General features: G+C 35.9%; 28 protein-coding genes. All 28 read right to left on the minus strand.

All coding sequences use genetic code 11. The features are described from left to right. Positions 1-5 precede the first annotated feature (5 nt). The 28 genes from HNP81_RS00585 to hslU all read right to left on the minus strand — a co-directional run bounded on the left by HNP81_RS00585 (position 6) and on the right by hslU (position 25,075). Positions 6-872 carry a MinD/ParA family protein gene (locus HNP81_RS00585; RefSeq protein WP_182501258.1) on the minus strand — a complete coding sequence of 289 codons (867 nt, stop codon included), beginning with the start codon at positions 870-872 and terminating at the stop codon, positions 6-8. Further along, entirely contained in the window at positions 865-2,037 is a 1,173-nt protein-coding gene (flhF, locus tag HNP81_RS00590; protein WP_182501259.1) for a flagellar biosynthesis GTPase FlhF, read from the minus strand. Before flhF ends, HNP81_RS00585 begins: the two co-directional genes overlap by 8 nt. Further along, positions 2,034-4,070 (minus strand): flagellar biosynthesis protein FlhA, encoded by a 2,037-nt coding sequence (gene flhA, locus HNP81_RS00595; RefSeq protein ID WP_182501260.1) that lies wholly within the window; start codon positions 4,068-4,070, stop codon positions 2,034-2,036. Before flhA ends, flhF begins: the two co-directional genes overlap by 4 nt. A 91-nt stretch (positions 4,071-4,161) precedes the next feature. Further along, entirely contained in the window at positions 4,162-5,244 is a 1,083-nt protein-coding gene (gene flhB, locus HNP81_RS00600) for a flagellar biosynthesis protein FlhB (protein ID WP_028392837.1), read from the minus strand. A 1-nt stretch (position 5,245) separates the two neighbouring features. After that, positions 5,246-6,022: a flagellar biosynthetic protein FliR gene (fliR, locus tag HNP81_RS00605; RefSeq protein WP_028392838.1), complete on the minus strand. Its 777-nt coding sequence runs from the start codon at positions 6,020-6,022 to the stop codon at positions 5,246-5,248. A 3-nt stretch (positions 6,023-6,025) separates the two neighbouring features. After that, positions 6,026-6,295 (minus strand): flagellar biosynthesis protein FliQ, encoded by a 270-nt coding sequence (gene fliQ, locus HNP81_RS00610; RefSeq protein WP_028392839.1) that lies wholly within the window; start codon positions 6,293-6,295, stop codon positions 6,026-6,028. 12 nt (positions 6,296-6,307) lie between these two features. Then, positions 6,308-6,973 (minus strand): flagellar type III secretion system pore protein FliP, encoded by a 666-nt coding sequence (gene fliP / locus HNP81_RS00615; protein ID WP_028392840.1) that lies wholly within the window; start codon positions 6,971-6,973, stop codon positions 6,308-6,310. After that, complete coding sequence (locus HNP81_RS00620; RefSeq protein WP_182501261.1) at positions 6,966-7,637, minus strand: flagellar biosynthetic protein FliO; 672 nt, start codon at positions 7,635-7,637, stop codon at positions 6,966-6,968. The genes fliP and HNP81_RS00620 overlap by 8 nt, the downstream gene beginning before the upstream one ends. 19 nt (positions 7,638-7,656) lie before the next feature. After that, positions 7,657-8,019, minus strand: coding sequence for a chemotaxis protein CheY (cheY, locus tag HNP81_RS00625; RefSeq protein WP_028392842.1), 363 nt, complete (start codon positions 8,017-8,019; stop codon positions 7,657-7,659). An 18-nt stretch (positions 8,020-8,037) separates the two neighbouring features. Continuing rightward, a complete protein-coding gene (gene fliY / locus HNP81_RS00630) occupies positions 8,038-9,243 on the minus strand; it encodes a flagellar motor switch phosphatase FliY (protein WP_028392843.1) in 1,206 nt (401 codons plus the stop codon). After that, positions 9,233-10,231, minus strand: a complete 999-nt coding sequence (fliM, locus tag HNP81_RS00635; RefSeq protein WP_028392844.1) for a flagellar motor switch protein FliM — start codon at positions 10,229-10,231, stop codon at positions 9,233-9,235. The genes fliY and fliM overlap by 11 nt, the downstream gene beginning before the upstream one ends. 55 nt (positions 10,232-10,286) lie before the next feature. Beyond that, complete coding sequence (gene fliL, locus HNP81_RS00640) at positions 10,287-10,718, minus strand: flagellar basal body-associated protein FliL (RefSeq protein WP_028392845.1); 432 nt, start codon at positions 10,716-10,718, stop codon at positions 10,287-10,289. Next, the gene (locus HNP81_RS00645; protein WP_084552440.1) at positions 10,708-10,932 is read right to left on the minus strand and encodes a flagellar FlbD family protein; all 225 of its coding nucleotides are present in this window, start codon (positions 10,930-10,932) and stop codon (positions 10,708-10,710) included. The genes fliL and HNP81_RS00645 overlap by 11 nt, the downstream gene beginning before the upstream one ends. 140 nt (positions 10,933-11,072) lie before the next feature. Next, positions 11,073-12,290 carry a flagellar hook protein FlgE gene (locus HNP81_RS00650; RefSeq protein ID WP_182501262.1) on the minus strand — a complete coding sequence of 406 codons (1,218 nt, stop codon included), beginning with the start codon at positions 12,288-12,290 and terminating at the stop codon, positions 11,073-11,075. Between the two features lie 73 nt (positions 12,291-12,363). Then, entirely contained in the window at positions 12,364-12,750 is a 387-nt protein-coding gene (locus tag HNP81_RS00655; protein ID WP_028392847.1) for a TIGR02530 family flagellar biosynthesis protein, read from the minus strand. Between the two features lie 11 nt (positions 12,751-12,761). Beyond that, the gene (gene flgD, locus HNP81_RS00660) at positions 12,762-13,409 is read right to left on the minus strand and encodes a flagellar hook assembly protein FlgD (RefSeq protein ID WP_182501263.1); all 648 of its coding nucleotides are present in this window, start codon (positions 13,407-13,409) and stop codon (positions 12,762-12,764) included. A gap of 9 nt (positions 13,410-13,418) precedes the next feature. After that, positions 13,419-14,702 carry a flagellar hook-length control protein FliK gene (locus HNP81_RS00665; RefSeq protein WP_182501264.1) on the minus strand — a complete coding sequence of 428 codons (1,284 nt, stop codon included), beginning with the start codon at positions 14,700-14,702 and terminating at the stop codon, positions 13,419-13,421. A gap of 5 nt (positions 14,703-14,707) precedes the next feature. After that, positions 14,708-15,325 carry a MotE family protein gene (locus HNP81_RS24415; RefSeq protein WP_051405049.1) on the minus strand — a complete coding sequence of 206 codons (618 nt, stop codon included), beginning with the start codon at positions 15,323-15,325 and terminating at the stop codon, positions 14,708-14,710. Between the two features lie 11 nt (positions 15,326-15,336). After that, entirely contained in the window at positions 15,337-15,777 is a 441-nt protein-coding gene (gene fliJ, locus HNP81_RS00675) for a flagellar export protein FliJ (protein ID WP_182501265.1), read from the minus strand. Positions 15,778-15,780: 3 nt separating this feature from the next. Beyond that, complete coding sequence (fliI, locus tag HNP81_RS00680) at positions 15,781-17,100, minus strand: flagellar protein export ATPase FliI (RefSeq protein ID WP_028392851.1); 1,320 nt, start codon at positions 17,098-17,100, stop codon at positions 15,781-15,783. Continuing rightward, positions 17,100-17,858 (minus strand): flagellar assembly protein FliH, encoded by a 759-nt coding sequence (gene fliH / locus HNP81_RS00685; RefSeq protein WP_182501266.1) that lies wholly within the window; start codon positions 17,856-17,858, stop codon positions 17,100-17,102. Before fliH ends, fliI begins: the two co-directional genes overlap by 1 nt. Beyond that, a complete protein-coding gene (gene fliG / locus HNP81_RS00690) occupies positions 17,851-18,867 on the minus strand; it encodes a flagellar motor switch protein FliG (RefSeq protein ID WP_028392853.1) in 1,017 nt (338 codons plus the stop codon). Before fliG ends, fliH begins: the two co-directional genes overlap by 8 nt. A gap of 11 nt (positions 18,868-18,878) precedes the next feature. Further along, positions 18,879-20,471 carry a flagellar basal-body MS-ring/collar protein FliF gene (fliF, locus tag HNP81_RS00695; RefSeq protein ID WP_182501267.1) on the minus strand — a complete coding sequence of 531 codons (1,593 nt, stop codon included), beginning with the start codon at positions 20,469-20,471 and terminating at the stop codon, positions 18,879-18,881. Between the two features lie 85 nt (positions 20,472-20,556). Beyond that, the gene (gene fliE / locus HNP81_RS00700) at positions 20,557-20,856 is read right to left on the minus strand and encodes a flagellar hook-basal body complex protein FliE (protein WP_182501536.1); all 300 of its coding nucleotides are present in this window, start codon (positions 20,854-20,856) and stop codon (positions 20,557-20,559) included. 26 nt (positions 20,857-20,882) lie between these two features. After that, the gene (gene flgC, locus HNP81_RS00705; protein ID WP_182501537.1) at positions 20,883-21,335 is read right to left on the minus strand and encodes a flagellar basal body rod protein FlgC; all 453 of its coding nucleotides are present in this window, start codon (positions 21,333-21,335) and stop codon (positions 20,883-20,885) included. Continuing rightward, on the minus strand, positions 21,335-21,730 hold the full coding sequence (gene flgB, locus HNP81_RS00710; protein ID WP_028392857.1) for a flagellar basal body rod protein FlgB: 396 nt from the start codon (positions 21,728-21,730) through the stop codon (positions 21,335-21,337). Before flgB ends, flgC begins: the two co-directional genes overlap by 1 nt. A 1,024-nt stretch (positions 21,731-22,754) precedes the next feature. After that, positions 22,755-23,534, minus strand: coding sequence for a GTP-sensing pleiotropic transcriptional regulator CodY (codY, locus tag HNP81_RS00715; RefSeq protein ID WP_028392858.1), 780 nt, complete (start codon positions 23,532-23,534; stop codon positions 22,755-22,757). 128 nt (positions 23,535-23,662) lie between these two features. After that, positions 23,663-25,075 (minus strand): ATP-dependent protease ATPase subunit HslU, encoded by a 1,413-nt coding sequence (gene hslU, locus HNP81_RS00720; RefSeq protein WP_028392859.1) that lies wholly within the window; start codon positions 25,073-25,075, stop codon positions 23,663-23,665. Positions 25,076-25,091: the final 16 nt, after the last annotated feature.

The following is a 25,091-nucleotide window of genomic DNA, read 5'->3' on the forward strand; positions in this document are numbered from 1 at the left end:
ACGCACTACCTTCCAAGAAAAAATCTTTTAATTTTCAAAAGAAAATGGCTTTGCCTATACGTTATTTTTTCTGAGAAAGAATGATTTAAGTATCGAGAAGTAATATCTATTAATGCCTTAGATATATTGGCACTTGGCTCATAAAGGATAAACGGTATTTGCTTAGATACAGCTAGCATAACCGTTCGATCATCCGGAAGATATCCCAGTGGGATAATTTCCTTTTGGAGAAATTTTCTCATGACCGTTTGTAGCCGATTCATCGTCTCTTTGCCTTGCAGTTCTTCTCCTACCCGGTTACATATTAAATGAAAGGGAATATCAGAGTTAACTGAATGAAGATATTTCATGACAGAATAAGCGTCTGTTATGGAAGTTGGTTCTGGGGTTGTTATCACAATCAATTCATCAACACACAAAAGCAATTTAGCTGTATCTTCATTAATACCAGCTCCCATATCAAATAGGATAAAGTCATATTCCTGAAGTAATTCATTAAATTGTTCTGTAAATCGGTTAAATAGCTCGTCGTCTAACGAAAATAAATTCGTTAATCCGGTTCCTCCTGCAATAATTGATATATTGTTAGGTCCAGAGGATATCGTCTCTTTAATCGTTAAACTTCCGTTGAAAAAGTCCATAATGCTATTGTTCGAATGGTATCCTAGTAAAATATCGATATTCCCCATTCCAATATCCATATCGAATAGAAGTACTCGTTTACCACGTCCCGCTAAATTTATTGCAAAATTTACCGAAAAGTTTGATTTCCCCACTCCACCTTTTCCGCTTATCACGGCCATTGTTTTGGATACATTAGACTGTTCTTGTATTGCAATAAAATTTCGTAAATTTTCAGCTTGATCATGCATAGTTTATTTCTCCAAGAATCATTTTCGCTAATAATTGAGGAGTAGCGATTTCAATGTCATCTGGTACATTTTGACCATTTGTTATATAGGCTACACCAATTTCATTTCTTATAATGAAATTCACCATCGCGCCATAAGTGGATGTTTCATCTGCCTTTGTAAAAATAACTTGTTTGATGGGGATCATTGAAAACTGGTTATAAATATCTTCCATATCTTTTTGTTTAGCTGTTAAAGATAGGACAAGATATGTTTCCATATCAACAGAAAAATCAATAATATTTTTAAGATCACGAACATAATCTGCATTGCGAAAATTTCGCCCTGCTGTATCAATAAAAACTACATCATAATGTGAAAACCGTTCAATTGCTTTTTGAAAATCTTCTAGATTATAAGCGACTTCAATTGGAACATTCAAAATTTTAGCATAAGTTTTCAATTGATCGATCGCGGCAATTCTATACGTATCCGTTGTAATAAAAGCTACTCTTTTATTTTGCTTTAACATGCAATGAGCAGCCACTTTTGCTAGAGTTGTCGTCTTACCTACTCCTGTTGGACCGACAATATTTATATATTTTTTTTCCGAATGAAATCCCCAATTTTTACTATTAGCAAACCGATTTACTAACTCTGCTTTCACATGTTTCAAAATTTCTGCTTCAGAAAAAGCCGTATGACTTTGAGACCAGTTTTCTAGTACTTTATCCATAACATCTCTTTGAACTGTTTGATTGATTTCATGACCAACTAACAATTCGTTAACGGGAAGTAAAGGTTCCGGATATGCTATGTCCGAAACCTGTTTCAATTCTTTGATCATCGCTTTTAAATCTACCAATTCTTTCATTACTTCGTTAGATTTGTGAATAGGTTCTGACTTTTGGAGCGTTGATGCCTTAACAAAACGATTTTCTTCAATTACTGTTTCCGCAGCTTTTACTGCAATCTTTTTAGTCTTTTGCTTTGTGACTTGTTTTGCCGGTTTAATTTGTGGATCAACTGCAGCATAAACTTCGATGCTTCTTTTCTTAAACATGCCTAAAAAACCACCTGTGAAAATGGGCTTAGAGTTCAAAATAACAGCATCATTTCCCAATTCTTCGCGAACCATCTTTAATGCTTCAGTCATTGAATCAGCTTGATATCTTTTTACATTCAATCCACATTCACCACCCCTATGCTTTGTACTTCTACATTAGATTCCAGCTCATTATAAGAAAGGATTGGCACATGAGGGAAATACCTTTCCGTTAATTGCCTCACATACATTCTGACTGCAGGAGAACAAAGGACAATTGGCGTTTGTTCCATTAGAGTTAATTCTTCTAATTTAGAAGCAGTAGATTCTAAAATGGCTTGTGAATCATTTGGATCAAGCGACAAAAAATTGCCATGTTCTGTTTGCTGAACCCCATCTGCAATTAGTTTTTCAATTTTTCCAGAAAGTGTAATAACTTTTAGACTCTCGCCAGGAATTGTAAATGTACTCGTTATTTGCCTTGCAAGATTCTGTCTGACATACTCAGTCAGCAAATCTGTATCAGTAGATATCCTGCCATAATCAGCCAATGTTTCAAATATAATTGGCAAATTACGAATCGACACCTTCTCACGAAGCAGCTTAGCTAGCACTTTTTGTACATCACCTATAGTCAACGGACTAGGAGTCACTTCATCAACCAGGATCGGGGCAGAATCACGCAAATGATCAATAAGCTGTTTTGTTTCCTGTCTGCCGAGTAGTTCATGTGCATTCATTTTAATCACTTCAGTAATATGCGTCGAAACTACACTTGGAGGATCAACGACTGTGTAGCCCATAATTTCTGCATGTTCTTTCATTTCTTCTGAAATCCATTTAGCAGGCAGCCCGAATGAAGGTTCAACCGTGTCAATCCCCTCAATCGAATCATCTTCAATTCCAGGACTCATAGCTAAATAATGATCGAGTAGAAGCTCCCCTCTAGCCATTTCATTTCCTTTGATCTTTAACCGGTATTCATTCGGATTCAGCTGAATATTATCACGAATTCGAACAACCGGAATCACAAGCCCCAGTTCAATCGCCAGCTGCCTTCTTATCATAACTACACGATCAAGAAGATCACCGCCTTGATTTGTATCTGCAAGCGGAATTAAGCCGTACCCAAATTCAAATTCAATTGGATCAACGCTTAGTAAACTTACAACACTTTCAGGACTCTTCATTTCTTCTGATTGCAGCCCTTCTTCTGGTTCTTGGAACTCCACTTCTTCTTTTTTAGGAGTTTTCGATATTTTATACCCGCCAAATGCAAATAATCCTGCTAACGGAATCGTTAATAAATCAGGTATCGGTGTAAACAACCCGAGTAAAAACATCGTACCAGCAGTAACATATAACAGACTAGGATAGGCAAAAAGTTGCGACATAATGTCCGAACTTAAATTCCCATTAGATGCTGCTCTTGTCACCACTATACCAGTGGCAGTCGATATCATTAATGCTGGTATTTGACTTACTAATCCGTCACCGACCGTAAGCATAGAAAAGTGAGTAGCAGCTTCACCAAATGCTAAACCTAGTTGTACAACACCAATTAAAATTCCAAAAACGAGATTGATAATTACCATAATGATACCGGCAATCGCATCTCCTTTTACGAATTTACTCGCACCATCCATCGATCCGTAAAAGTCAGCTTCCCTACCTACCTTTTCACGTCTCTCTCTAGCTTCTATTTCAGAAATCATACCAGCGTTCAAATCTGCGTCGATACTCATTTGTTTACCAGGCATTGCATCTAATGTAAATCTAGCCGCCACCTCAGATACTCGCTCTGAACCTTTAGTAATAACAAGAAAATTAATAATAACAAGAATCATAAAAACAACAAGACCTACAAGGACATTGCCTCCGACTACAAACGTTCCAAACGTTTCAACGACTCCACCGGCTTCACCATTTGACAGAATAGACCTTGTTGTTGAGACATTCAACCCTAATCTAAATAGTGTCAAAAGTAATAATAAAGACGGGAATATTGAAAATTCCAATGCTTCCTTCATATTCATAGCCATAAGCAGAACCATTAAAGCTAGTGCTATATTCACTAATATCAAGACACTTAATAACCAAGTTGGCAACGGTATAATCAGCATCGCCACGATCATTATGACTCCTGCTAATACCGGTAAATCTCTTGCAGACATATTCTTCTCTCCTATCAGAAAAGCATAAGCGCCTTTTAACAGAACCCTGCCAGAAGGCAGACTCACTTGACACCAAATTTCTTCACATTACTTATATTTTTCCCTTTGTCTTATAAACAAAAGCTAGTATTTCCGCGACCACTTTAAAGAACTCTTCAGGAATCGCCTGCCCAATCTCCACTTGATCGTAAAGTGCCCTCGCCAAAGGTCGATTTTCAACCATCACTACTTCATTTTCTTTCGCTACATATTTTATCTTTTGTGCGACAAAATCAACTCCCATTGCAATCACATAAGGCGCATCGGATTTTTGATCATCATATTTTAAGGCGATTGCATAGTGGGTTGGGTTTGTAATAACAACATCTGCGTTAGGCACTTCTTGCATCATACGTTGCATAGCCATTTCACGCTGTTTTTGTTTTATTTTAGATTTAATAAGTGGGTCGCCTTCTATATTTTTATATTCATCCTTAATATCTTGTTTAGACATTCGGATGTTTTTTTCATAGTCATATTTCTGATAAAGATAGTCTAATAGTGATAAAACCAATAAGGCGATACTCGCATAAATTCCAACCTTCACCGTTATATCGGCTAAAGTTGTCATAGCATTCCCTATTGATTTTTTTGACAATGTCATAATTTCATCCATTCTCTGCCAAATGACAAAAAAGGTAACTAAGCCTACTACTGATATTTTTAACATTGATTTTAGCAATTCTACAATTGCCCGAATTGAAAATATACGTTTAAATCCTTTAATTGGATCTAATTTTTCTAGTTTTAGTTGTATCGTTTCTGTTGAAAACATAAACCCTATTTGCATATAATTTGCTGCAACACCAGCGATTAAAGCTGCTACCAGTATAGGTGCTAAGATAAATCCCATTTCTTTTAACACTTCGGACAGTAATAATGGAGCATTTTCTTCAGTAACTTGAAGAAGCAACGAATGTTGAAAGAATTCCAATAGCAAACGAGTTATTTTTTCAAACATATAAGGGCCAACGAAAAGTAAAAGTAGAAATATAGTTAACAAGTTTATGGATGTATTAACATCCTGACTCTTTGCAACTTGTCCTTTTTTCCGTGAATCCTGCTTTTTTTTAGGAGTGGCCTTTTCGGTTTTCTCTCCGGCAAAAAATTGTAAATCCAGACGGAGCTTACTCATACTATGCCCCTCCTATCAATTGCATCAAACCTCTCATAATGACTAGTAAATATTCAAACAAATGTTGAACAACAACCATCATCATGCCCATTACAATGATTAGCACAAGAAAACTAACTAGCATTTTCAAGGGAATTCCAACAACGAAAATATTTAACTGCGGCACAGTTCTTGCTACAATTCCGAGACCAATATCGACCAAAAACAAACATCCGACAACAGGAATCGACATTTGCAAAGCAATCAAAAACATCCGGCTAAAGGCCTTGACTATAAATTCTATCAAGTTTTCATTACCAAATGGAATGAGAACTTGATCAATCGGGATAAATTGAAGACTATAATAAATTCCATCCAAAAGAAGATGATGACCGTTCGTAGCTAATAAAAATAATAACGAAATGGTGTATAAATATTGCCCTGTTAGAGGACTTTGAGTTCCGGTTTGCGGGTCAATTACATTCGCAATGGCAAAGCCCATCTGAAAATCGATAAACCCGCCGGCAATTTGAATCGCCGCCATGATCATGTATGCGACTAATCCAATCATTAAACCAACCATTGCCTCTTTTAGAACGAGTAGCATGTATGTACCATCTATCACTAGAATGGGAGAATCGATGGTATAGTACATAATCCAAGCTAGGAAAAAACCGACCCCAATTCTAAATGTGGTTGGTAAGGTACGATGTGAAAAAATTGGCATGATTACAAAAAAAGCTGTAACGCGAACTAAGATGAGTAGAAAAGCTGGAAAGTACGGCAATAAATCTTGCATGGTTTAACCTACAAATCTATTTAAATTATTGAATATTTCACTGGTATATGATAATAAATGACTTAACATCCATGGCGCTAAGAAAACAAGTCCCAACAATACAGCAACAATTTTCGGTACAAATGCTAGTGTTTGCTCTTGGATTTGCGTTGTAGCTTGAAAAATACTAACAGCTAGTCCGACTCCAAGCGCAATTAATAGCAAAGGGCCACAAACTATTAATACCGTATATACTCCTTGTTCAGCCACCTTTACAACAAAATCTTCGTTCATTTCTTCACCTACTTAAAAACTTTGTAATAGTGATTTCACAACTAAATACCATCCATCTACCAATACAAATAGGAGTATTTTGAAGGGGAGTGATATCATAACTGGTGGCAGCATCATCATTCCCATAGACATAAGAATACTCGCAACAATCATATCAATTACTAAAAAAGGAATAAAAATCATAAAACCAATTTGAAACGCTGTTTTCATTTCGCTAATAGCATAGGCCGGAACCAGCGCCGTTAATGGAATATCTTGTATCGTTTCAGGCTTTTCTACTCCTGCATAATCTAAAAATAACGCAAGGTCCTTTTGTCGTGTATGCTCACTCATGAATTCTTTAAATGGGCTAGCCGCAAGGTCATACGCTTCTTCTAAATTAATTTCTTCGGCAAATAGAGGAGTTAACGCAACTTCATTCACTTCCTGAAATGTGGGAGCCATTATAAAAAATGTCATGAATAAAGCAAGTCCAATAAGTACTTGATTCGGAGGCATTTGTTGAGTTGCTAGAGCTGTTCGGACGAAACTTAAGACAATTACAATTCTTACAAAACAAGTCATTAAAATAAGGATACTAGGAGCAAGTGATAATACAGTAAGCAGTAGGATGAGTCTTATTGAAGTAGAGACATTTGCTGGATCACTGTTATTGAATAGTTCCATAAATTCATTCATTTAGGTCTCTCTCCTTTTTATTAAGCTCACCTATTGCTTTTTTTCTTGTTTTCTCAAGTTCTTTAAGCTGTTTGTTTAATTGAGATGAAAAATCATCGAATTTATTTTCTTTCTCTCCCCATTTATCTCTCATTTTGGCTACGATATCTCTTGGAACCATCATATTATCCATTTTCTCATTATGATTTTGGATTACTTCTTCATATTCCTCTTGATTGTCAATTTCTTTTAACAGAGATATATTTTCACCAACACCTACAACAAGGATTCGCCTGCCCACTTTTACAATTTGCACTGAGCGATTAGACCCTAGAGTAGTACCGCCGAGGTTTTCAACAAAATTAGCTTTTTGAAAAGCTTTATTTCTTTTATTCATAAACCAAAGTAATCCATAAAGTAAAATTACAACAAAAATAATAGCAGCAGCTACACGAACAAAGTCTAAAATTGAAAGCCCCTTACTAGTGGAGCTTTCAATTTTTGTATTGTCCTTTTGTTTTAAAGCTTTCTCTGCTTCATTTGTATCATTTGGTTTCTCAGGCTTACTATAAGCATCTTTTACGGTTTGATTAGAAAGATCATCTGCAAATATATGACCTTGAAAACTTATCATCCCGAATACTATTATCACTAGGACAGCAATCCATTTTTTAACAGAAAACAAAATGACACCCTCTTATTTTTTAGCTTAATGTTTTATTAATTGCTTCAAGTACACGATCTGCTTGGAATGGTTTTACAATAAAATCCCGTGCTCCCGCTTGAATCGCATCAATAACCATTGCCTGCTGTCCCATAGCTGAACACATAATAACTTTTGCAGCAGGATTAATCGATTTAATTTCTTTTAATGCTGTAATTCCATCCATTTCAGGCATTGTAATGTCCATTGTGACAAGATCTGGTTGTAACTCGCGGTATTTTTCAACTGCTTGCGCCCCATCCGCTGCTTCTCCAACAATCTCAAAACCATTTTTCGACAATATATCTTTAATCATCATTCTCATAAACGCCGCGTCATCAACAATTAGAATTTTGTGAGCCATAATTTAATTTCCTCCAGTTTATCTAAGTTTTTTTAATCGGTCCGATTGACTGACAATGTCAGTTACTCGGACTCCAAAGTTTTCATCAATTACTACAACTTCACCTTGTGCAATCAACCGATTATTCACTAAAATATCAACTGGTTCACCAGCTAATTTATCAAGCTCGACAATCGATCCTGATGATAGTTCCAAGATTTCTTTTATTGACCGTTTTGTCCTACCAAGTTCAACCGTTACTTGAAGCGGTATATCCAAAAGCAGATCTAAATTTTTAGCTTCTGATTCTTGCATTTGATAGGTTTGAAAACTAGTAAAACTAGCAGGCTGCACATTTACTGGCTGAACATGAGACCCTACTCCCGATCCTAAATGCTGTGGTTCGGATTGTTGTGGAACATGATAGCTTGGCATTGTTGCAGTTCCTGGTTGTTGAGTTTCGTCATTTGTATGTTCAGAATAATACTCTTGTTCAACTGGTTCTTTTGTATGATTCGGTTGCGGATCTATCTCCTGATAAGCAAATGAGTCAGGAGCTGACTGAGCTGGATTTAATAATTCTGCAACTAATTCTTTAGCAAATTTCAAAGGTAATAACTGCATAATATTTGAATCAATTAAATTACCAACTAAAAGTCGAAAAGAAATTCTTACAAAGAGATCTTCATCTGGGATTTTGTCTCTACCTTGTCCTTCAATAAAATTAATTAATTCTAGACTTGGCGGTGAAATGTCTACTCTTTTATTAAACACAGTAGACATCGAGGTTGCTGCTGAACCCATCATCTGATTCATTGCTTCTTGAACTGCGCTTAATTGAATCTCACCCAACATTTCAGGTGGGTTAACTCCAGTTCCGCCAAGCATTAGATCTGCTATAATTGCGGCATCACTTTGTTGAATAACAAGCAAATTCCCCCCAGAAAAACCTTCTGTATAATTAACTTGAATAGCTACATATGGATGAGGAAATTCCTCTGCAAGTTTACTTTTTTCTATAATTGTTACCGTCGGTGTCGTAATATCGACTTTTTGATTTAACAAAGTAGACAGTGCAGTTGCCGAGCTACCGAACGAGATATTCCCAATTTCCCCTAAGGCATCCTGCTCCATAGACGATAGATATTCATCAATTTGCAGTTCATTTTTCTGATCAAATTGATCATCTGTGCCCTTTAATAAAGCATCGATTTCGTCTTGTGAAAGCATTCCATCACCTACCATCTTCGTCCTCCTCCTTTATGTATTCTAGAATTTGAATGGCTAATTTTTTCCCTACTTTTCCTGGCTGAGCTACAAATTTTGGAACTTCACCAATCTTAATACTCAATGGATCTTCAATTGTCTTATTCAATTGAATGACATCACCAATATCAAGAAGTAAAAAATCTTGAATTGTAATGTCGGTTTCACCTAATTCAGCTATTATCGGCAGCTCACCTGTTTTTATTCTTTCCTCTAGTACTTTAACCTCTTCAGGTAAACGTTCTTTCTTCGTATTCTGCATCCAATAATGAACGGAAAGCTTCGGAATAATGGGTTCTAATGTAACATGAGGAATACAAATATTAATCATCCCTGAAGTTTCACCGATTTGAGTATTAAGAGATATTACGACGACTGTCTCATTCGGAGAAACCATTTGCAAGAACTGCGGATTCACTTCGAAATCTGTTAATACTGGTTCAATTTCCGATATTCCCACCCATGCCTCTTGAAAATTCTCAAAGCCATTTTCAAATAGATTCGACATAATTCTTGTTTCAATTTCAGTGAGATTTTCCACTTTATTCACACTTACGCCTTTTCCGCCTAGTACCCGATCCATCATCGCATAGGCAATATGAGGATTGACTTCCATAATAATTCTTCCGTCTAATGGTGGAACCTCAAAAACGTTTAATATGGTCATCTTCGAAATCGAGCGGATAAATTCTTCATAAGGAATTTGATCGACAGAAGCAACAGTAATTTGCACATACGTTCTTAACTGAGCCGAAAAATATGTCGTTAATAGGCGTGCAAAGTTTTCATGTACTCTTGTTAAACTCCTAATTTGATCCTTTGAAAAACGTAAAGCACGTTTGAAGTCATATACTTTTACTTTTTTCTCAGATTCTTCTTTTTTTAATTCATCCGCATTCATCTCACCTGTTGAAAGTGCCGAGAGAAGGGCGTCAATTTCATTTTGGGACAATATTTCACCTGACAATTATTTCACCTCCCAAATTCCTCCTTCAAATTCGTCTAATTTCTAGGAAGGTTTCTTATTGAAGGATAGAGGAGGTTATATAAACCTTTTCAATCTTTCCTTCTTGCATAATTTCATTCAGTTTCGTCTTCATCCTATCTTGAAACTGCTCTTTGCCAGCTTTGCTTTGCAACATGTCTGATTTTAATTCAGAAAGCTCGGTAATTAAAAGGTTTTTGACTTGAAAATCCCTTTTTTCTAGCTCTATTTTTGCTTTTTTACTATCAGTTTGAATAGTCAGTGTCATCCTGACAAAATCTCCATTTGCAAGATTCGTAGTGATCTCAGGAACATTAACAGCAGTTTTAATAATCTCATCAATACTAGGCTCTTTTTCTACTTTCACATGATCATTTTTGAAATACGCAATGGCTGCTACTGAGGCAACACCTACCAACGTAACGGCAACAAGAATAATTAATAGAATTGTCAAAAGCTTATTTTTCATATTCAGAACCATCCTCCTCTCTGCTGATTCCAATTACATTGGCCAAACGGTAAAACTGTATAACAGAGTGAATGATATCTTCTTCTTTTTCCTTCACAACTAGTTTCTTCCCATTCGTAAGAGTAATCGTAGTATCTGGATGTGATTCTACAGTTTCTATGAATAAAGCATTAATTGTGTAGCTAGTACCATTTAACCTTGTCACTTTAATAATAATTTTTAGAGGATGACTCAGAAGGATCTGACCTCGTACTCCACATATAATATATAAGGATATTTAACTGTATTTATAAGGTAAATCGTTGATGTGGAGTCTGATCCATTCAATTAAATCATCCTCTTCCCTCCCTTAACTTATCGTTTTAAATTCACTAGTTCTTGAAGGATTTCATCAGATGTTGTAATAATTCTAGTATTTGCTTGAAGTCCACGCTGTGCAACAATCATGTCGGTAAATTCTTCTGATAGATCGACATTGGACATTTCAAGAGAACCAGCAGCAAGCGTACCTCGTCCGTCACCAGCAACCCCAATATTGGCTGTTCCAGAGCTGATTGATTCTTGGAATAGGTTACCACCGGTTTTTGTAAGACCGGATGTGTTGCTGAATTTTGCGATTGCAACAGTACCTAAAGTAGTGACTTGACCATTCGAATAGACTCCACTGATTTCACCGGTTTGCCCGATTGTAAAACTTTCAAGTGAGCCTTCTGTGCTACCGTTTGGTATACCCTGAGCAGTGTTAGCTTCTGCTGTCTGTGTTAGCTTAGAAAAATCTAAAGATATCCCTGAGACAATATCTGTACCATCTTTATCTTTAATTGTTGTAGATCCAGGTGTGGCATTATTCAGCGTACCATTTGGATTAAAAGTAAGTGATATCGCGCCCGATGGAAGTGAACTTTTCAATGAACCATCAGGATTAAATGGACTCTGCCCACCAATATAAACATTCCAAGAATTAGCTGCAGTTTTAATATAATGAACGTCAATTGTGTGTGATTCACCAAAGGCATCTATCACCTTCATTTGTTGTGAAAAAGATTTATTATTAATTGTGTCACTAGATAAATTCCCTGAAAATTCAACTTTATCTGTTTTAGTTGCAGGCATTACAGCATTTACGTTAACCATAACATCCCCAAGCACCCCATTGTTATCAAACGCCTGTACCTTATACCCATCACCATTTACTAACGTACCATTATTATCTAAATAAAAGTTTCCAGCTCGTGTATAAGACAAGGCATTCCCGTTTGCAACAACGAAATAACCATCGCCTGAAATCCCAAGATCAAGGGAACGCCCTGTATTTTGCAGGCTTGATTGAGTGTGGATCGTATCAATGGTTGATACTGCTGAACCTAATCCAACTTGCATTGAGTTTTTTCCACCGCGGTTGGCTGTTGACGCACTGGCACCAGATATTGTTTGGTTCATAGTGTCTGCAAATGTTACCCTGCTTTTCTTGAAACCGTAAGTATTTACATTGGCAATATTATTACCAATGACATCTAATTTTGTTTGGAAGTTTTTTAACCCGCTAATTCCTGAGTACATTGAACGAAGCATATTTTTACTCTCCTTTCATAATCGGCTGTTTCTGTCATTCCACAGCCAAGGCTTCCTTTGCAGGTCCAGCCCTTTAATCTACAAGAATCGTTCCATTGATATTTGTGAAAATGTGGGAAGCTGATTCAGCCCGATCCATGGCAGTTATGACAATGTTGTTTTTCGTATTTACTACAAGTGCAGCATTTTCGAGAACAACTAATGATTCGGTAATCCCTATTTTTTTGGCTTCATGAACTTTTTCTTCAATCTTATTCCAAGTCTTTTCATTGATTTGAATACTTCTTTGGTCTAGTCTCATTTGAGCGTGCTTACTAATTGACAGTTTACTTGAGTTAGTTTGAATAGCTGTATGAAAATGAGCAGCAAAACTTGACTTCTCATTCTTATTTGGCGATTGTTTTGATGAAACGAGTTGAGTCGGCAGATTGGATATCGGTCTGAATCCATTCATTTTCATAAATCCTCTCCTTAAGGTGAAGAAATTTTTATCAGCTGATCTGCAGTCAGTTTAGTAGATTTTTCATCTGCTAACTCATATACTGTTTTTCCGTCTTTCACTAGTACCGACTTAACAATAGCTGAAACCTCTTCATTCTCAGAACTTAAATAAGTAACTAACTTTCCGATTAATTCACTAGCAGATAATAAACTATTAGAAGAGGACGTTGCATTCAATTTAGAAATATTTCCTGGCTCTAATTTTGTTCCATCCTCAAGAATAAACGTCACTCCATTATTTTTATATTCTAACGAGGAAACAACACCCGTTCCTTCTTCGACCTTAATTTCTCCGGTCTCACCCGAATCGTCCGTATTGATTTTATGCCAAGTCACTTCTTTGCCAACAAAATTGTTATATGCTAAAAGGCTGTTTTGTTGTTGGATATCAATTAAGCTATTAATTCCTGTCCCTATGTTTGTCATTTGTTCCAATGAAGAAAAAGTCGCCATTTGTGATACAAATGCTGTGTTGTCCATCGGACTAGTTGGATCTTGGTTTTGGAGCTGAGCCATCAACAGCTTTAAAAAATCATCTTTGCCAAGTGTATCGCCTTTTGTGGTTACTTTATTTTTTGGATTGTTTGACAGTAATAAAGATGTATCGATTGTCGTCATTTTTCTCACCTACACTTCAACATTTAATAAGGCTTCTTCAAATTGATTGGTAAATTCCGTTGTTACGTCATCATCTGCAGCTTTCTGATTTTGCTGTTGGTTTTGCTGCTCAGAAGCGTCCGAATCTCTTTGATAGAATCGTTCTTGAGAGAATGTGCTAAGTTGTTGTGATATTTCTATTTTTTCTACTTGAATACCTTGACCTACAAACGAATGTTTCAATCCTGATAATTGGCTTTCAAGCATTTCTTTAGCCTGTGCTGTTGTAGTCATAATTTTAGCAATCATTACATCATTCTTTTGGATAAGTTCAATTCGCAGGGCACCAAGATGTTCAGGGTTTAACTGGATAAATAATTTTTGAGTACCATTTGCATTTGTAAAGCTTGATTTATTCAAAATCGTTTCAAATGCTTTAACAAATTGTTCTTGAGTAACTGGTTGTCCGCTTTTTTCTACAGTTAGAACAAATTGTTCTAGTTTAGACATTTGTGGAATAAAGGATTGACCAGTTTGAGTGGTTTCAAATCCTTTTATCGAAGATGGATGTACTAATTTTTTTTCATTATCTCTGTTTACACTCTCAAAGTTTTTGATATATGTATTTTGGATTAAATCTGATGCTCCACTAGCTAACAATTTATTAAACGTAGATGTTTCGGAAGACTTTTGTTGCTCACTTTCCACCATGGATTCTAGTTTTGGCAAAATTGTCTCTAACAAATGTTTCAAAGTTTTGCTGACTGCAGCTTCATTATCAGTTATCTGATTGAGGGAAATCATCGCTTCTTGTAATTTTGTAAACTTAAGAATATTTCCTACCTTATTTAAATCCAACTCGCTCCATTGATTTTCACTCATAGTTGATAAAGTAGTTAAGAATGGTAATATTTCTGTTACATCGATTTCTTCGTTCTCTGAAATCTTTTCATTCAGCATATCTAGCATCTTTTCTACATCACGCTCATTTAGCGAAACTGAATTCAATAGTTCTCCAACGATTAAGTTCTCTTCTTCTGTACTACTTTTATCTATTAATTGTGGAGGTTCAACCCCAAGAAGATTATCGGGATTGCTCAGTGCCTTCAAATCTTTGATAAGCTCATTTAATAAGGAGCGTTGTTCTTTAGTAAGCCTTCCAACATCATTTGGTTCAGCATCCTCTGCTTCTTTCGATAAAATAACTTTCCCTAATACATTGCCAAATGAATGCTCTATATCAGGCTTTTTTGAAACTGTATGATTTTTACTTGCCGAAGCTGACACTGATGCCATGATCATTCCTGCGTTCATTTGTTTCACCCCCCTTCATTTGTGCTGCTTTTAGATGCTAATAGTTTTGTAAATCTGGCTGCATCTTCTGGAGTCAATTGCTCTAGTATTGCTGCAAGCTTATCCGTTTTAATACTACTAAGAATCTTTAAGGCATCTTCATCGCCCATTTTCGAAATGATAGGTGCTGCCTTTTTAGGTGGTATCGTTTCGTACGTTTTAATAATATCTAGAAATGCACGCTTATTTATTTCTTGCGCAGCCCGCAACTCCTCAATTTCCATTTCTAATTGCTGCTTTTCAAGTTCGTTTCTTGCGATCGTTTTGTCCCTAGAGTCAATTAAATTTTCAAGCTTTATTATTTCCTCTTGGCGCTCGCTCAGCTCAGCTTCCACTTTATTAATTTGTTCTTGGAATTTTAGAATGGAATTCTCTTGTTTATTTTCATCATCCCTGTCAAAGAGTTGAGAAACAAAGGGCACCTTCTCACTTAATGCTTTTGATTTTTCAAATATATTCGTTCCAGTAAAGCTTAAATAAATGACTAGGACTAATAATGTTAACAAAAGAAAAATGAGGACAGTAAATAAAATCACTTGAAATTTATTCGACTCTACATGCTTTGTTTCGTCTATTTTCTTCACGATATCACCTACTAACCTTTACTAAGAAATTGACGAATGGAAATCTCATCCATATTCTTGTTTTCTCCTTCTTTTATTCTTTCAAGAAATTTTTGGAAATCTTTTTCTTTTATTTTTTCATATTTCTTCACTTCAATATTTTTTTCCATTAGCTTGCTTTGTTGGATGTTCATTGCTTGTCTAGCTTGAACGACTTCTTTTTGATAATGAGTAATGATATTTTCGAGATTATCCATGAATTGTTGATTATGCCGAATTTCTTGGACTGTGAGTCCTTGTGTCAGCTTTTCTTGTTGAAATTGTAGTAAGTCTTCTTTTTTCTTTAGCAGTTTATAAAGCTTTTCAGCAACTGCTTCGAACTTTTTAATCGTTTCATTATATTTTGCTAAGACATCATTTTTCTCATTTTCTTTAATGGTTAGGATTTTGTCGAATTTATATTGAAAGATCATCTTTTATTCACCTAATCCCATTAATTGTTTCAAGTTAATGACACTTTCTTCTCTTGTCATTTTTTCATGTGTGCCTTGTTTCAAATATGAAATGATTTGAGGGTGCATTTTAATTGCATCATCGATATCCTTCGATGATCCTCTTTTATAGGCTCCAATATTAATTAAATCTTCCGACTCTATGAAGGTAGCTAAAGCCGTCCGTAATTTTTCAGCTGCAAGTTTATGAGAATTATCAACAATATTATTCATCACCCTGCTAATGCTCTTTAACACATTAATCGCTGGGTATTGTCCTTTATTTGCTAGATTTCGGTCAAGAATAAAATGGCCATCCAAAATCCCACGAACTGTATCAGCAATCGGTTCATTCATATCGTCTCCGTCTACTAACACCGTATAAAAAGCAGTAATTGTACCTAATCGGTTGGTTCCTGTTCGTTCTAGTAGGCGAGGTAGTATTGAAAATACAGAAGGTGTATATCCTTTTGTAGTTGGTGGCTCTCCAACAGCTAAGCCAATTTCCCGTTGTGCCATTGCAACCCTTGTTACTGAATCCATCATAAGCATAACGTTAAGACCTTTGTTGCGAAAATATTCTGCTATGGCTGTCGCTGTTAGTGCGCCTTTAATCCGCATTAAAGCAGGCTGATCAGAGGTTGCAACAACAACGATCGAACGTGCCAAGCCTTCCGGACCAAGGTCTTTCTCAATAAACTCTCGCACTTCTCTTCCACGCTCTCCAATTAGCCCGATAACATTTAAATCTGCTGTTGTGTTCCTGGCCACCATACCGAGTAATGTACTTTTTCCGACACCACTCCCGGCAAAAATACCGACCCTTTGCCCATTGCCAACTGTTAGCAAACTATCAATCATTCTGACCCCAACATCAATTGGCTCGTCAATGGGTGGTCTTTCCATCGGATTAGGGGGATCTTGGTCTACAGGTACAGAAGAAAGTCCTTTAGGAAGCGGTGTACCATCCAAAGGAAATCCAAGAGGATCAATGACTTTGCCTATTAAACCAGCCCCTACTTTTATTTCAAGGGAGTTAGAAGTGCCTTCCACTATACTACCTGGAGATATGTCAGTCACTGTTGTGTATGGCATTAGAATGACGATCTCATCTCGAAAGCCGACAACTTCAGCACGAATCTTTTTTTCTCTGTTTTTTGTACCCGTGTAAATGTAGCAAACGTCCCCTATTGAGCTTTCTGGTCCTTGAGATTCTATCATTAGGCCAACTACACGTTTTACCCTGCCATAGTGTTTGAACGTATTCATATCTGGAATATAGGCTAATAGATCACTTGCCTTCATCATTGGCCCCTTTCTAATAGCTCGATTAGTTTATCCTTCATTTCTTTAAGCTGGCTATCGACACTAGCATCTATTCTCCCATTGGCAGACTCAATCAAACAGCTGTCTTCCGATAGTTCAGGGTCTGGATAGATAATTAAGGCCGTTTCTTTCATAAACATGGCCTGAAGATCTTCTTTTTGCTCTAGTAGTTCCTTGTAATGTACAGGATGGATATGAAGTTGGATTTCTCGATAATCTCTCGCTTCTTTAATTGTCCTTTTTACTATTGATAAAAATGCTTCACTCGATTCTTCTAGCTTCTGACCAATAATTTTTTCAGCAACAGTAATAGCCAATTCCAAAATCATCATTTCTGAAGATTCAATATGTTTTACATATTCTTGCCTTGCGGATTCAACTATACCGCTTGCCTGAGTAATCTTGTCCATCCACTCATCATACCCACTACTTCTTCCAGTTTGTACGCCTTCTGCAAAGCCCGAATCATAGGCTTGCTTCATCCATTCTGTTTTTTCATGATTTTCCCAGTACTCTTTGGCTTGCTCAATTTCTTGCAAAATGTGATTGGCGTTACTTTCAGCTTCATTAATAAGCGCTTTTGCCTTAAGCTTTGCCTCTTCAATTTGTTCAGTAATCAAATGTTCTTGAAACTTCACTTGTTCCTCAGGTGATTCTAAATTAAAATTACGAATCTTGATTTGTTTATTTTCTACTTCAGCTGACTTAGCAAACTGGGATTTAATAATTCTAGACAATAATATCATCCCCTCCGCCACGAGCTATGATGATTTCACCTGACTCCTCTAAACGGCGGATAACACCAACAATTCTTGATTGTGCTTCTTCTACATCACGCAATCGAACCGGTCCCATGTATTCCATTTCTTCCTGGAATGTTTCAACCATTCGTTTCGACATATTTCGAAAGACAATTTCTTTCACTTCATCACTTGCAACTTTAAGTGATAATTTAAGATCTTCATTATCAGATTCACGAATAACACGTTGAATGGCAAGTCCATCAAGTGTAACGATATCTTCGAATACGAACATCCGCTTCTTAATTTCTTCAGCAAGTTCAGGATCTTGGATTTCAAGTGCATCCAAGATGGTTCTTTCTGTTTGTCGGTCAACACCATTAAGAACATCAACAACAGCCTCAATCCCGCCGGTTAATGAATAATCCTGTGTAACGGTTGCAGATAGTTTTCTTTCAAGAATTTGTTCAACTTCATTAATAATTTCAGGAGACGTACTATCCATGATTGCAATTCTTCTCGCTATATCCGCCTGTACTTCCTGAGGCAGCTCCGAAAGAATTTGTCCAGCTTGAGCAGGATCCAGATAGGATAGGATTAAAGCAATAGTTTGCGGGTGTTCATTTTGGATAAAATTAAGAATTTGTGCTGGATCTGCTTTTCTTGCAAAATCAAAAGGTCGCACTTGCAAAGAAGAAGTAAGCCTATTAATAATAGTTGCTGCCTGATCATGACCTAATGCTTTTTCCAGTACTTGTTTGGCATAACCAATGCCTCCCTGAGTAATATAATCTTGCGCTAGAGCAATATTATGAAATTCTTCTAATATATCTTCTTTTTCTTGAGAATCTACTTTTCTAACACTCGAAATTTCTAGTGTAAGTCTTTCTATCTCTTCCTCGGATAAGTGCTTGTAAACAGAAGCAGATACATCTGGTCCAAGAGAAATAAGAAGGATGGCTGCTTTTTGCTTTCCAGTAAGTCCTTTTTTCTTTCGTTCTGACACCTTCATTCCTCCTAGTCTTCAGCAATCCAGCTTCGTAATAGTTTTGCAAATTCGTCCGGACGCTCTTTGGCCAATTTCTCAAGCTGCTTACGTTTTAATGTTGCTTCTGTTTCCTGTTCTTCAGATAAATCAGCAACTTCAAGCATCTCATTATCTTGCAACTCTTCAAATTCCTTTTCAATATAATCATCACGTTTTTTAGAACGAAGATATAAAATTAATAGAATAATGACAGCTACTAGTAATGCGCCCCCTACAATATAAACCCACACTGGGATTTCAGATTGCACTGGATTGTCAAAAGTAACTTTTCCGTTAAAGGGTTGTACTGAAATAGCAATTTTATTTGCCAAGTCCGTATCTGTTAGTGCTGTACCAGTATTGTCTTTATTAATAGTAGTTCTGATAACCGTGCTTAATATTTTCGTGATATCATCTTGACTTTGCTGTGAAAGAGAGTTCACATCTTTAGGGTTTGGCGGTTCAACCATCACTTGAATGCCTAGATCTCTTACCTTATATGGACTTTCCACAATTTGTTTCTTAATTCTATTCACTTCATAATTTATCGTTTCATCCATTTTGTCATAATCGCCATTTCCATTCGCACCAGCTTGATACGAAGCCAACGAATCAGAAGAGTCCTCTCCTTGAGGTACGCCTCCCGCTACTGTATTATCACCTGTATAAGTTTCATTCACCCGTTGTGCAGATATTGCAATTCCGGCCATATTTTCTTCATCTACAGGAGTTACAATGTTTTCTTCTCGGTTCTCTTGGGTAAAATCGATATCAGCGGTTACGGAAACCACTACTTTATCAGGTCCCATAATGGTCCCTAGCATGTTTTGCACTTGCCTTTGAATATCACGTTCAATTTCTTTTTTTATTTCATTTTGTGCAACAAAAGTGTTTCCAGAATTATTTTCATTTTTCAAATCAAAATACTCAAAATTCTGGTTCATAATGACGATATTCTCAGTAGGTAGATTCGGTATGCTTTTACTAACTAAATGGTATAGTGACTTAATTTGACCTTCATCAAATTTATAACCTGGTTTTGTATTAAGTACGATGGAAGCAGACGCTTCTTCTGATGTATCACTTACAAATATTCCCTTTTCAGGTAGATTAATCATTACGTTCGCATTATTTATACCATCGATGTTCTTCATCAAATTTGCCAATTCAGTTTGCATAGAATCCAATTTTAATACATTAAATTCATTATCTGTCATGCCAAGACCCGCATTTTGTGCAAAAAACGAATAATCGATGCTTCCTGAATTCGGTATTCCATCAGCTGCTAATTCAACCTTTAAAGTATCAACATTTTGCTCCGGGACCATAATCGTCGTCCCATTATCTTTAATTTCATTCGTTACTCCTCTACTATCTAAGTTTTCTTTAATGCTTCCAGTCTCTGAGGGTGACAAATTACTATAAAGTGGAACCATTGTGGTTCTTGTAAGAAGGATGGAGGATACTATAGCAATTAAGATTAAAGCAACTGTTGTGCTAATTAACATGATTTTTTGCATTTTGCTTTTGCTTCCCCAAAATGCCGTTATTTTATTTTTAAAATTGGTGATCACTTCATTCATCTTAATCCTCCGGTCACTCTTTAATGTAAGCTAAGTTTCCTTTCGTCAACCGCTCTATGTATGTTTGTGGAGTTAAAGATACTTGTCAGATATTCATTCTCATCATTTCTTGATAAGCTTCCACTGCTTTATTTCTCATTTCTAAAGTTAATTGAAGTGTTACACTTGCCTTTTGTGATGCGATCATAACTTCATGAAGATCAACATTTTCCCCTTTTGCCATTTTGACCGTGAACTCATCGGAGACAATTTGTGCTTCATTTACTTTATCCAAAGACTCCTTTAATACTGTTGCAAAGCTTTGTTGGGCTTTAAATGGTGTAGTGAGTGGTGGTTTTTGCGGGGTGATTGCCGGCAAAGATCCTTGTTTAAAAGATATATTCATTTCATTCATTACTTACTATCTCCAATCTATTTTCCAATTTCCAAAGCTTTCATTAACATGCCTTTTGATGCATTAAATACTGTTACATTTGCTTCATATGAACGCGTCGCACTCATTAGGTCGACCATTTCTCTTAACGGATCGACATTCGGCATTTCCACATATCCATCTGCATTAGCATCTGGATGATTGGGGTTATAGACCAGTTTGAAAGGTGTCTCGTCTTCAATTATTCTAGAAACATGCACTCCATTACCAGAACCTGTACTTTTCCCGATTGCATTATGTAAATAGCTTGAAAATTGACTTCCGTTCTCCTGTAGCACTACAGATTTTCTTTTGTAAGCTTGCCATTTTCCATTGACATATTCTGCCCTAGTTGTTTCAGCATTTGCCATATTAGAAGAGATAACATCCATTCTTAACCTTTGACTTGTAAGTGCTGATGAAGTCGTATTTAAACTTTGAAACATTCGAATCATCTTCCTCCTTTTATGACATTTAACAGTGAAGAAAATTTCCCACTTGTTCTTTCGATTAAAGCATTGTAATAGATCTGGTTGGATGCTAGATTGCTCATTTCTTTATCAACATCCACGCTATTACCACTATTATTGTATTGCACATTGTTTTGAACAAACACCTTTGTCATCTCAGAAGAAAGAGGTTTATAAGTAAAATGTCGTTGATTCGTTCTGTAAGCTTGAATAGAAGATTCTAAATCCGAACCGAAGGATTTAGATAGTTTTACATCTTTTGCTTTATAATTCGGTGTATCTACATTTGCAATATTTTCAGAAATAATTTTTTGTTTTGCGCTCGAATAATTCAATGCTTGTTCAAGTGTAGTAAAAGTAGAAGAAAACAGTTTCATCATATCCCCCTCCTTTGTATCAGTATTGTAAGAAAATTATTATATCTGTAATAAAAAAAATAATTGTATAATAACTATTTTAAAGAAGTAAACGAATGCTGTCTATCAAGATTCGTCATTATTCGCCATGCCAAAAGACCTATTTTAGTCGTTTTTTGTCTAATTTTGTATATAAAACTCTATTTAATGGAAATCTTTTAGCAAATCCATCCTTGTTTTTCACTATTTTACATAGTTTCGACATAAATAATTCCACTTTTGTTAATTGCCTTATTAACTATAAATAAAATCTTTTATATTTAACCGTTACTTTAGAACTATTTTCAGTGAAATATATATGAAATATTTCTATAAAATATTTCTATTGACAGGAAGATGGGTATTTTATTACAACCAATACCATTTTTATGAAATTAACTGTTACTCTAATCCTGTTTAATATGTTATTTTCATAAATTTCATTCACTAAAAGGAAATAATTGAAATTTATTACATTAATCTTTTCTATTGACAAACGTGTTTTCGCTTTTTTATCGGGAGTGTACCAATTGATACTGATCATGTTTCCAATTTTCTATAAGAAGCAATTGAGCTATATTTTAATGGAATAATTCGTATAGGAATAGGGGGGAATTGTTATTAATGTAATAAGAAATTGTAAATCATAAAATGAATTGAGATAGGCTGAAACTAAATACGGGAGGCTTTTTAAGCTCTTTAGCGGCACAAGGATAGACAATGAAAAGGGCTTAATGAAATCAACCACTAAGAAACTAAATACTTCTTTCTTCTATTATTTCCCAGTAGTCATTCAACAAAAGCATAGGAAATAAATACAAGAGTGTCGCAAAAGAAAAAGGTCAGACCCCGCAACAATTCAATACAGTATAAAGTAGTGTATGAATCACTACTTACTGATTTAATGTGCGAGGTCAGACCTTTTTGGGACACACTCGTATTATGGAACTATTTTTGACTTTCCTTAACACGAACTAGTTCAACTTATTAAAATTTCTCTAATCAATTAATTATTTTTTAATTTTTCAAGTTCAAACAAAAATTTATCGTTTAGCACTTTTATATAAGTACCTTTCATTCCTAATGAACGTGATTCAATAACGCCAGCACTTTCTAATTTTCTTAATGCATTAACAATAACAGATCTAGTGATACCCACACGGTCCGCTATCTTAGATGCAACTAGAAGTCCTTCACTACCTTTTAATTCCTCGAAAATATGTTCAATTGCTTCCAATTCGCTATATGATAATGAGCTAATCGCCATTTGTACGATCGCTTTACTACGAGCTTCTTCTTCAATTTCTTCTGCTTTTTCACGTAGTATTTCCATACCAATTACAGTAGCTCCATATTCCGCTAAAATTAAATCATCATCATGGAATTTATCTTGAAGACGAGCAAGAATCAAAGTTCCTAGACGCTCTCCACCACCAATAATAGGTACAATTGTTGTCAAACCGCTAACAAATAGTTCTTTGTTCTCGATCGGAAATGCTGTATATTCACTTTCTACATTCAAATTAGAAGATGTTTCTTGTAAGTTGAATAAGCTTTTCGTATATTCTTCAGGGAACTGTCTGTCTTTTAGCATTTGATTTAATCGATCATTTTCAATTTGCTGGTTAATGGCAAATCCTAAAAGCTTCCCTCTTCTGCTTACAACATATACGTTCGATTCGATAACTTCACTTAAACTTTCAGCCATTTCTTTAAAATTCACAGGTTGCCCAGCAGCATTTTGCAGCATAGCGTTAATTTTTCTTGTTTTTTCTAATAAATTCATTACAGTTTTCCTCCTAAATTACCTTGCTTTAATGTAGTAAGTCATTGTGTCCAAATATAGTTTAATCTAGGAGAACTATCGAGCAAACACTCTTATTTGGTATTTCTTTTGTTTCATACATTCCTAGACTAAAGAATAAATTGACTTAAATCTTTGTTCTTTACGATCGTTCCTAACTTCTCCTCCACATATTGTGGGGTAATCGTTACTTTTTCTAACGTAATTTCTGGAGCTTCAAATGAGAGATCCTCAAGAAGTCTTTCCATAATGGTATGCAGACGACGGGCTCCGATATTGTCTGTGTTTTGATTTACTTCAAAAGCTACTTCAGCAATTCTACGAATAGCTTCGTCAGAAAATTCAATTTCTATACCTTCGGTTGCCAATAATGCTATATATTGCTTAATAAGTGCATTATCTGGCTCATGAAGAATTCGCACAAAATCATCAACAGATAATTTAGTCAACTCTACACGAATTGGAAAGCGCCCTTGGAGCTCGGGAATTAAATCTGATGGTTTCGCGATATGAAAAGCGCCAGCAGAGATAAATAATACATGATCGGTTTTTACCGAACCATATTTCGTTACAACAGTTGAGCCTTCCACAATTGGGAGAATATCTCGCTGAACACCTTCTCTGGAAACATCCGCAGAGGAACTACCAGATTTCTTACTAGCAATTTTATCAATCTCATCAATGAAGATAATCCCAGTTTGTTCTGCTCTGAATACCGCTTCCTGCGTTACTTCATCCATATCAATCAATTTACCAGCTTCTTCATTTGCTAATACAATTCTCGCTTCACTTACCTTTAATTTTCGCTTTTTAGTCTTTTTGGGTATTAAACTGCCTAGTGCATCCTGCATATTCATCCCCATTTGTTCCATTCCCGAACCTTGGAGCATATCAAACATCGATGCTTGCTGTTCTTCCACTTCAACTGTTATTATTTCGTTTTCTAGTTCACCGAGCGCAAGCTTTTCTTTCACAATTTTTCGTTTTTCTTGAAGACTCAAATCTTCGGCAGAATTTTTGGATTCTTCTTCAAAAGAATCATTTGTTCCACCACCAAAAAATACTTCTAACGGATTTTTAAAATTTGATTGTTTTTTACTTGAAGGTACGAGCAACTCAATCAGGCGGTTATTTGCATTTTCTTCTGCCCGTTCTTTAACACTTTCTTTCTTTTCTTCTTTAACAAGCCGTACAGACGTTTCAACCAAATCTCGAACCATAGACTCAACATCTCTACCGACGTATCCTACTTCAGTAAATTTAGTTGCCTCTACTTTAATAAAAGGTGCACTTACTATCCTAGCCATTCTTCGAGCAATTTCCGTTTTCCCTACTCCTGTAGGGCCAATCATGAGGATGTTTTTAGGCACTACTTCATCTCGTAATTGATCTTTTAATAAGCTGCGGCGATAACGATTACGAAGAGCCACAGCTACAGCACGTTTTGCATCGCGCTGTCCGACAATGTATTGATCAAGTTTTTCTACAATCTGTCTCGGTGTTAAATTCGATTTGTTTGCCATATCACACAGCTCCTCT

Origin of the sequence: Peribacillus huizhouensis (genome assembly GCF_014138605.1) — a bacterium.
Taxonomy (GTDB): domain Bacteria; phylum Bacillota; class Bacilli; order Bacillales; family DSM-1321; genus Peribacillus; species Peribacillus huizhouensis.

Coding starts and splice junctions, on each gene's coding strand:
- HNP81_RS00585 (WP_182501258.1), bottom strand. CDS start 872: ATGCATGATCAAGCTGAAAATTTACGAAATTTTATTGCAATACAAGAA.
- flhA (WP_182501260.1), bottom strand. CDS start 4,070: ATGTCTGCAAGAGATTTACCGGTATTAGCAGGAGTCATAATGATCGTG.
- flhB (WP_028392837.1), bottom strand. CDS start 5,244: ATGAGTAAGCTCCGTCTGGATTTACAATTTTTTGCCGGAGAGAAAACC.
- fliR (WP_028392838.1), bottom strand. CDS start 6,022: ATGCAAGATTTATTGCCGTACTTTCCAGCTTTTCTACTCATCTTAGTT.
- fliQ (WP_028392839.1), bottom strand. CDS start 6,295: ATGAACGAAGATTTTGTTGTAAAGGTGGCTGAACAAGGAGTATATACG.
- fliP (WP_028392840.1), bottom strand. CDS start 6,973: ATGAATGAATTTATGGAACTATTCAATAACAGTGATCCAGCAAATGTC.
- cheY (WP_028392842.1), bottom strand. CDS start 8,019: ATGGCTCACAAAATTCTAATTGTTGATGACGCGGCGTTTATGAGAATG.
- fliY (WP_028392843.1), bottom strand. CDS start 9,243: ATGGTAGGTGATGGAATGCTTTCACAAGACGAAATCGATGCTTTATTA.
- fliL (WP_028392845.1), bottom strand. CDS start 10,718: ATGAAAAATAAGCTTTTGACAATTCTATTAATTATTCTTGTTGCCGTT.
- HNP81_RS00650 (WP_182501262.1), bottom strand. CDS start 12,290: ATGCTTCGTTCAATGTACTCAGGAATTAGCGGGTTAAAAAACTTCCAA.
- HNP81_RS00655 (WP_028392847.1), bottom strand. CDS start 12,750: ATGAAAATGAATGGATTCAGACCGATATCCAATCTGCCGACTCAACTC.
- flgD (WP_182501263.1), bottom strand. CDS start 13,409: ATGACGACAATCGATACATCTTTATTACTGTCAAACAATCCAAAAAAT.
- HNP81_RS00665 (WP_182501264.1), bottom strand. CDS start 14,702: ATGAACGCAGGAATGATCATGGCATCAGTGTCAGCTTCGGCAAGTAAA.
- fliJ (WP_182501265.1), bottom strand. CDS start 15,777: ATGATCTTTCAATATAAATTCGACAAAATCCTAACCATTAAAGAAAAT.
- fliI (WP_028392851.1), bottom strand. CDS start 17,100: ATGAAGGCAAGTGATCTATTAGCCTATATTCCAGATATGAATACGTTC.
- fliF (WP_182501267.1), bottom strand. CDS start 20,471: ATGAATGAAGTGATCACCAATTTTAAAAATAAAATAACGGCATTTTGG.
- fliE (WP_182501536.1), bottom strand. CDS start 20,856: ATGAATATATCTTTTAAACAAGGATCTTTGCCGGCAATCACCCCGCAA.
- flgB (WP_028392857.1), bottom strand. CDS start 21,730: ATGAAACTGTTTTCTTCTACTTTTACTACACTTGAACAAGCATTGAAT.
- codY (WP_028392858.1), bottom strand. CDS start 23,534: ATGAATTTATTAGAAAAAACAAGAAAAATTAACGCTATGCTGCAAAAT.
- hslU (WP_028392859.1), bottom strand. CDS start 25,075: ATGGCAAACAAATCGAATTTAACACCGAGACAGATTGTAGAAAAACTT.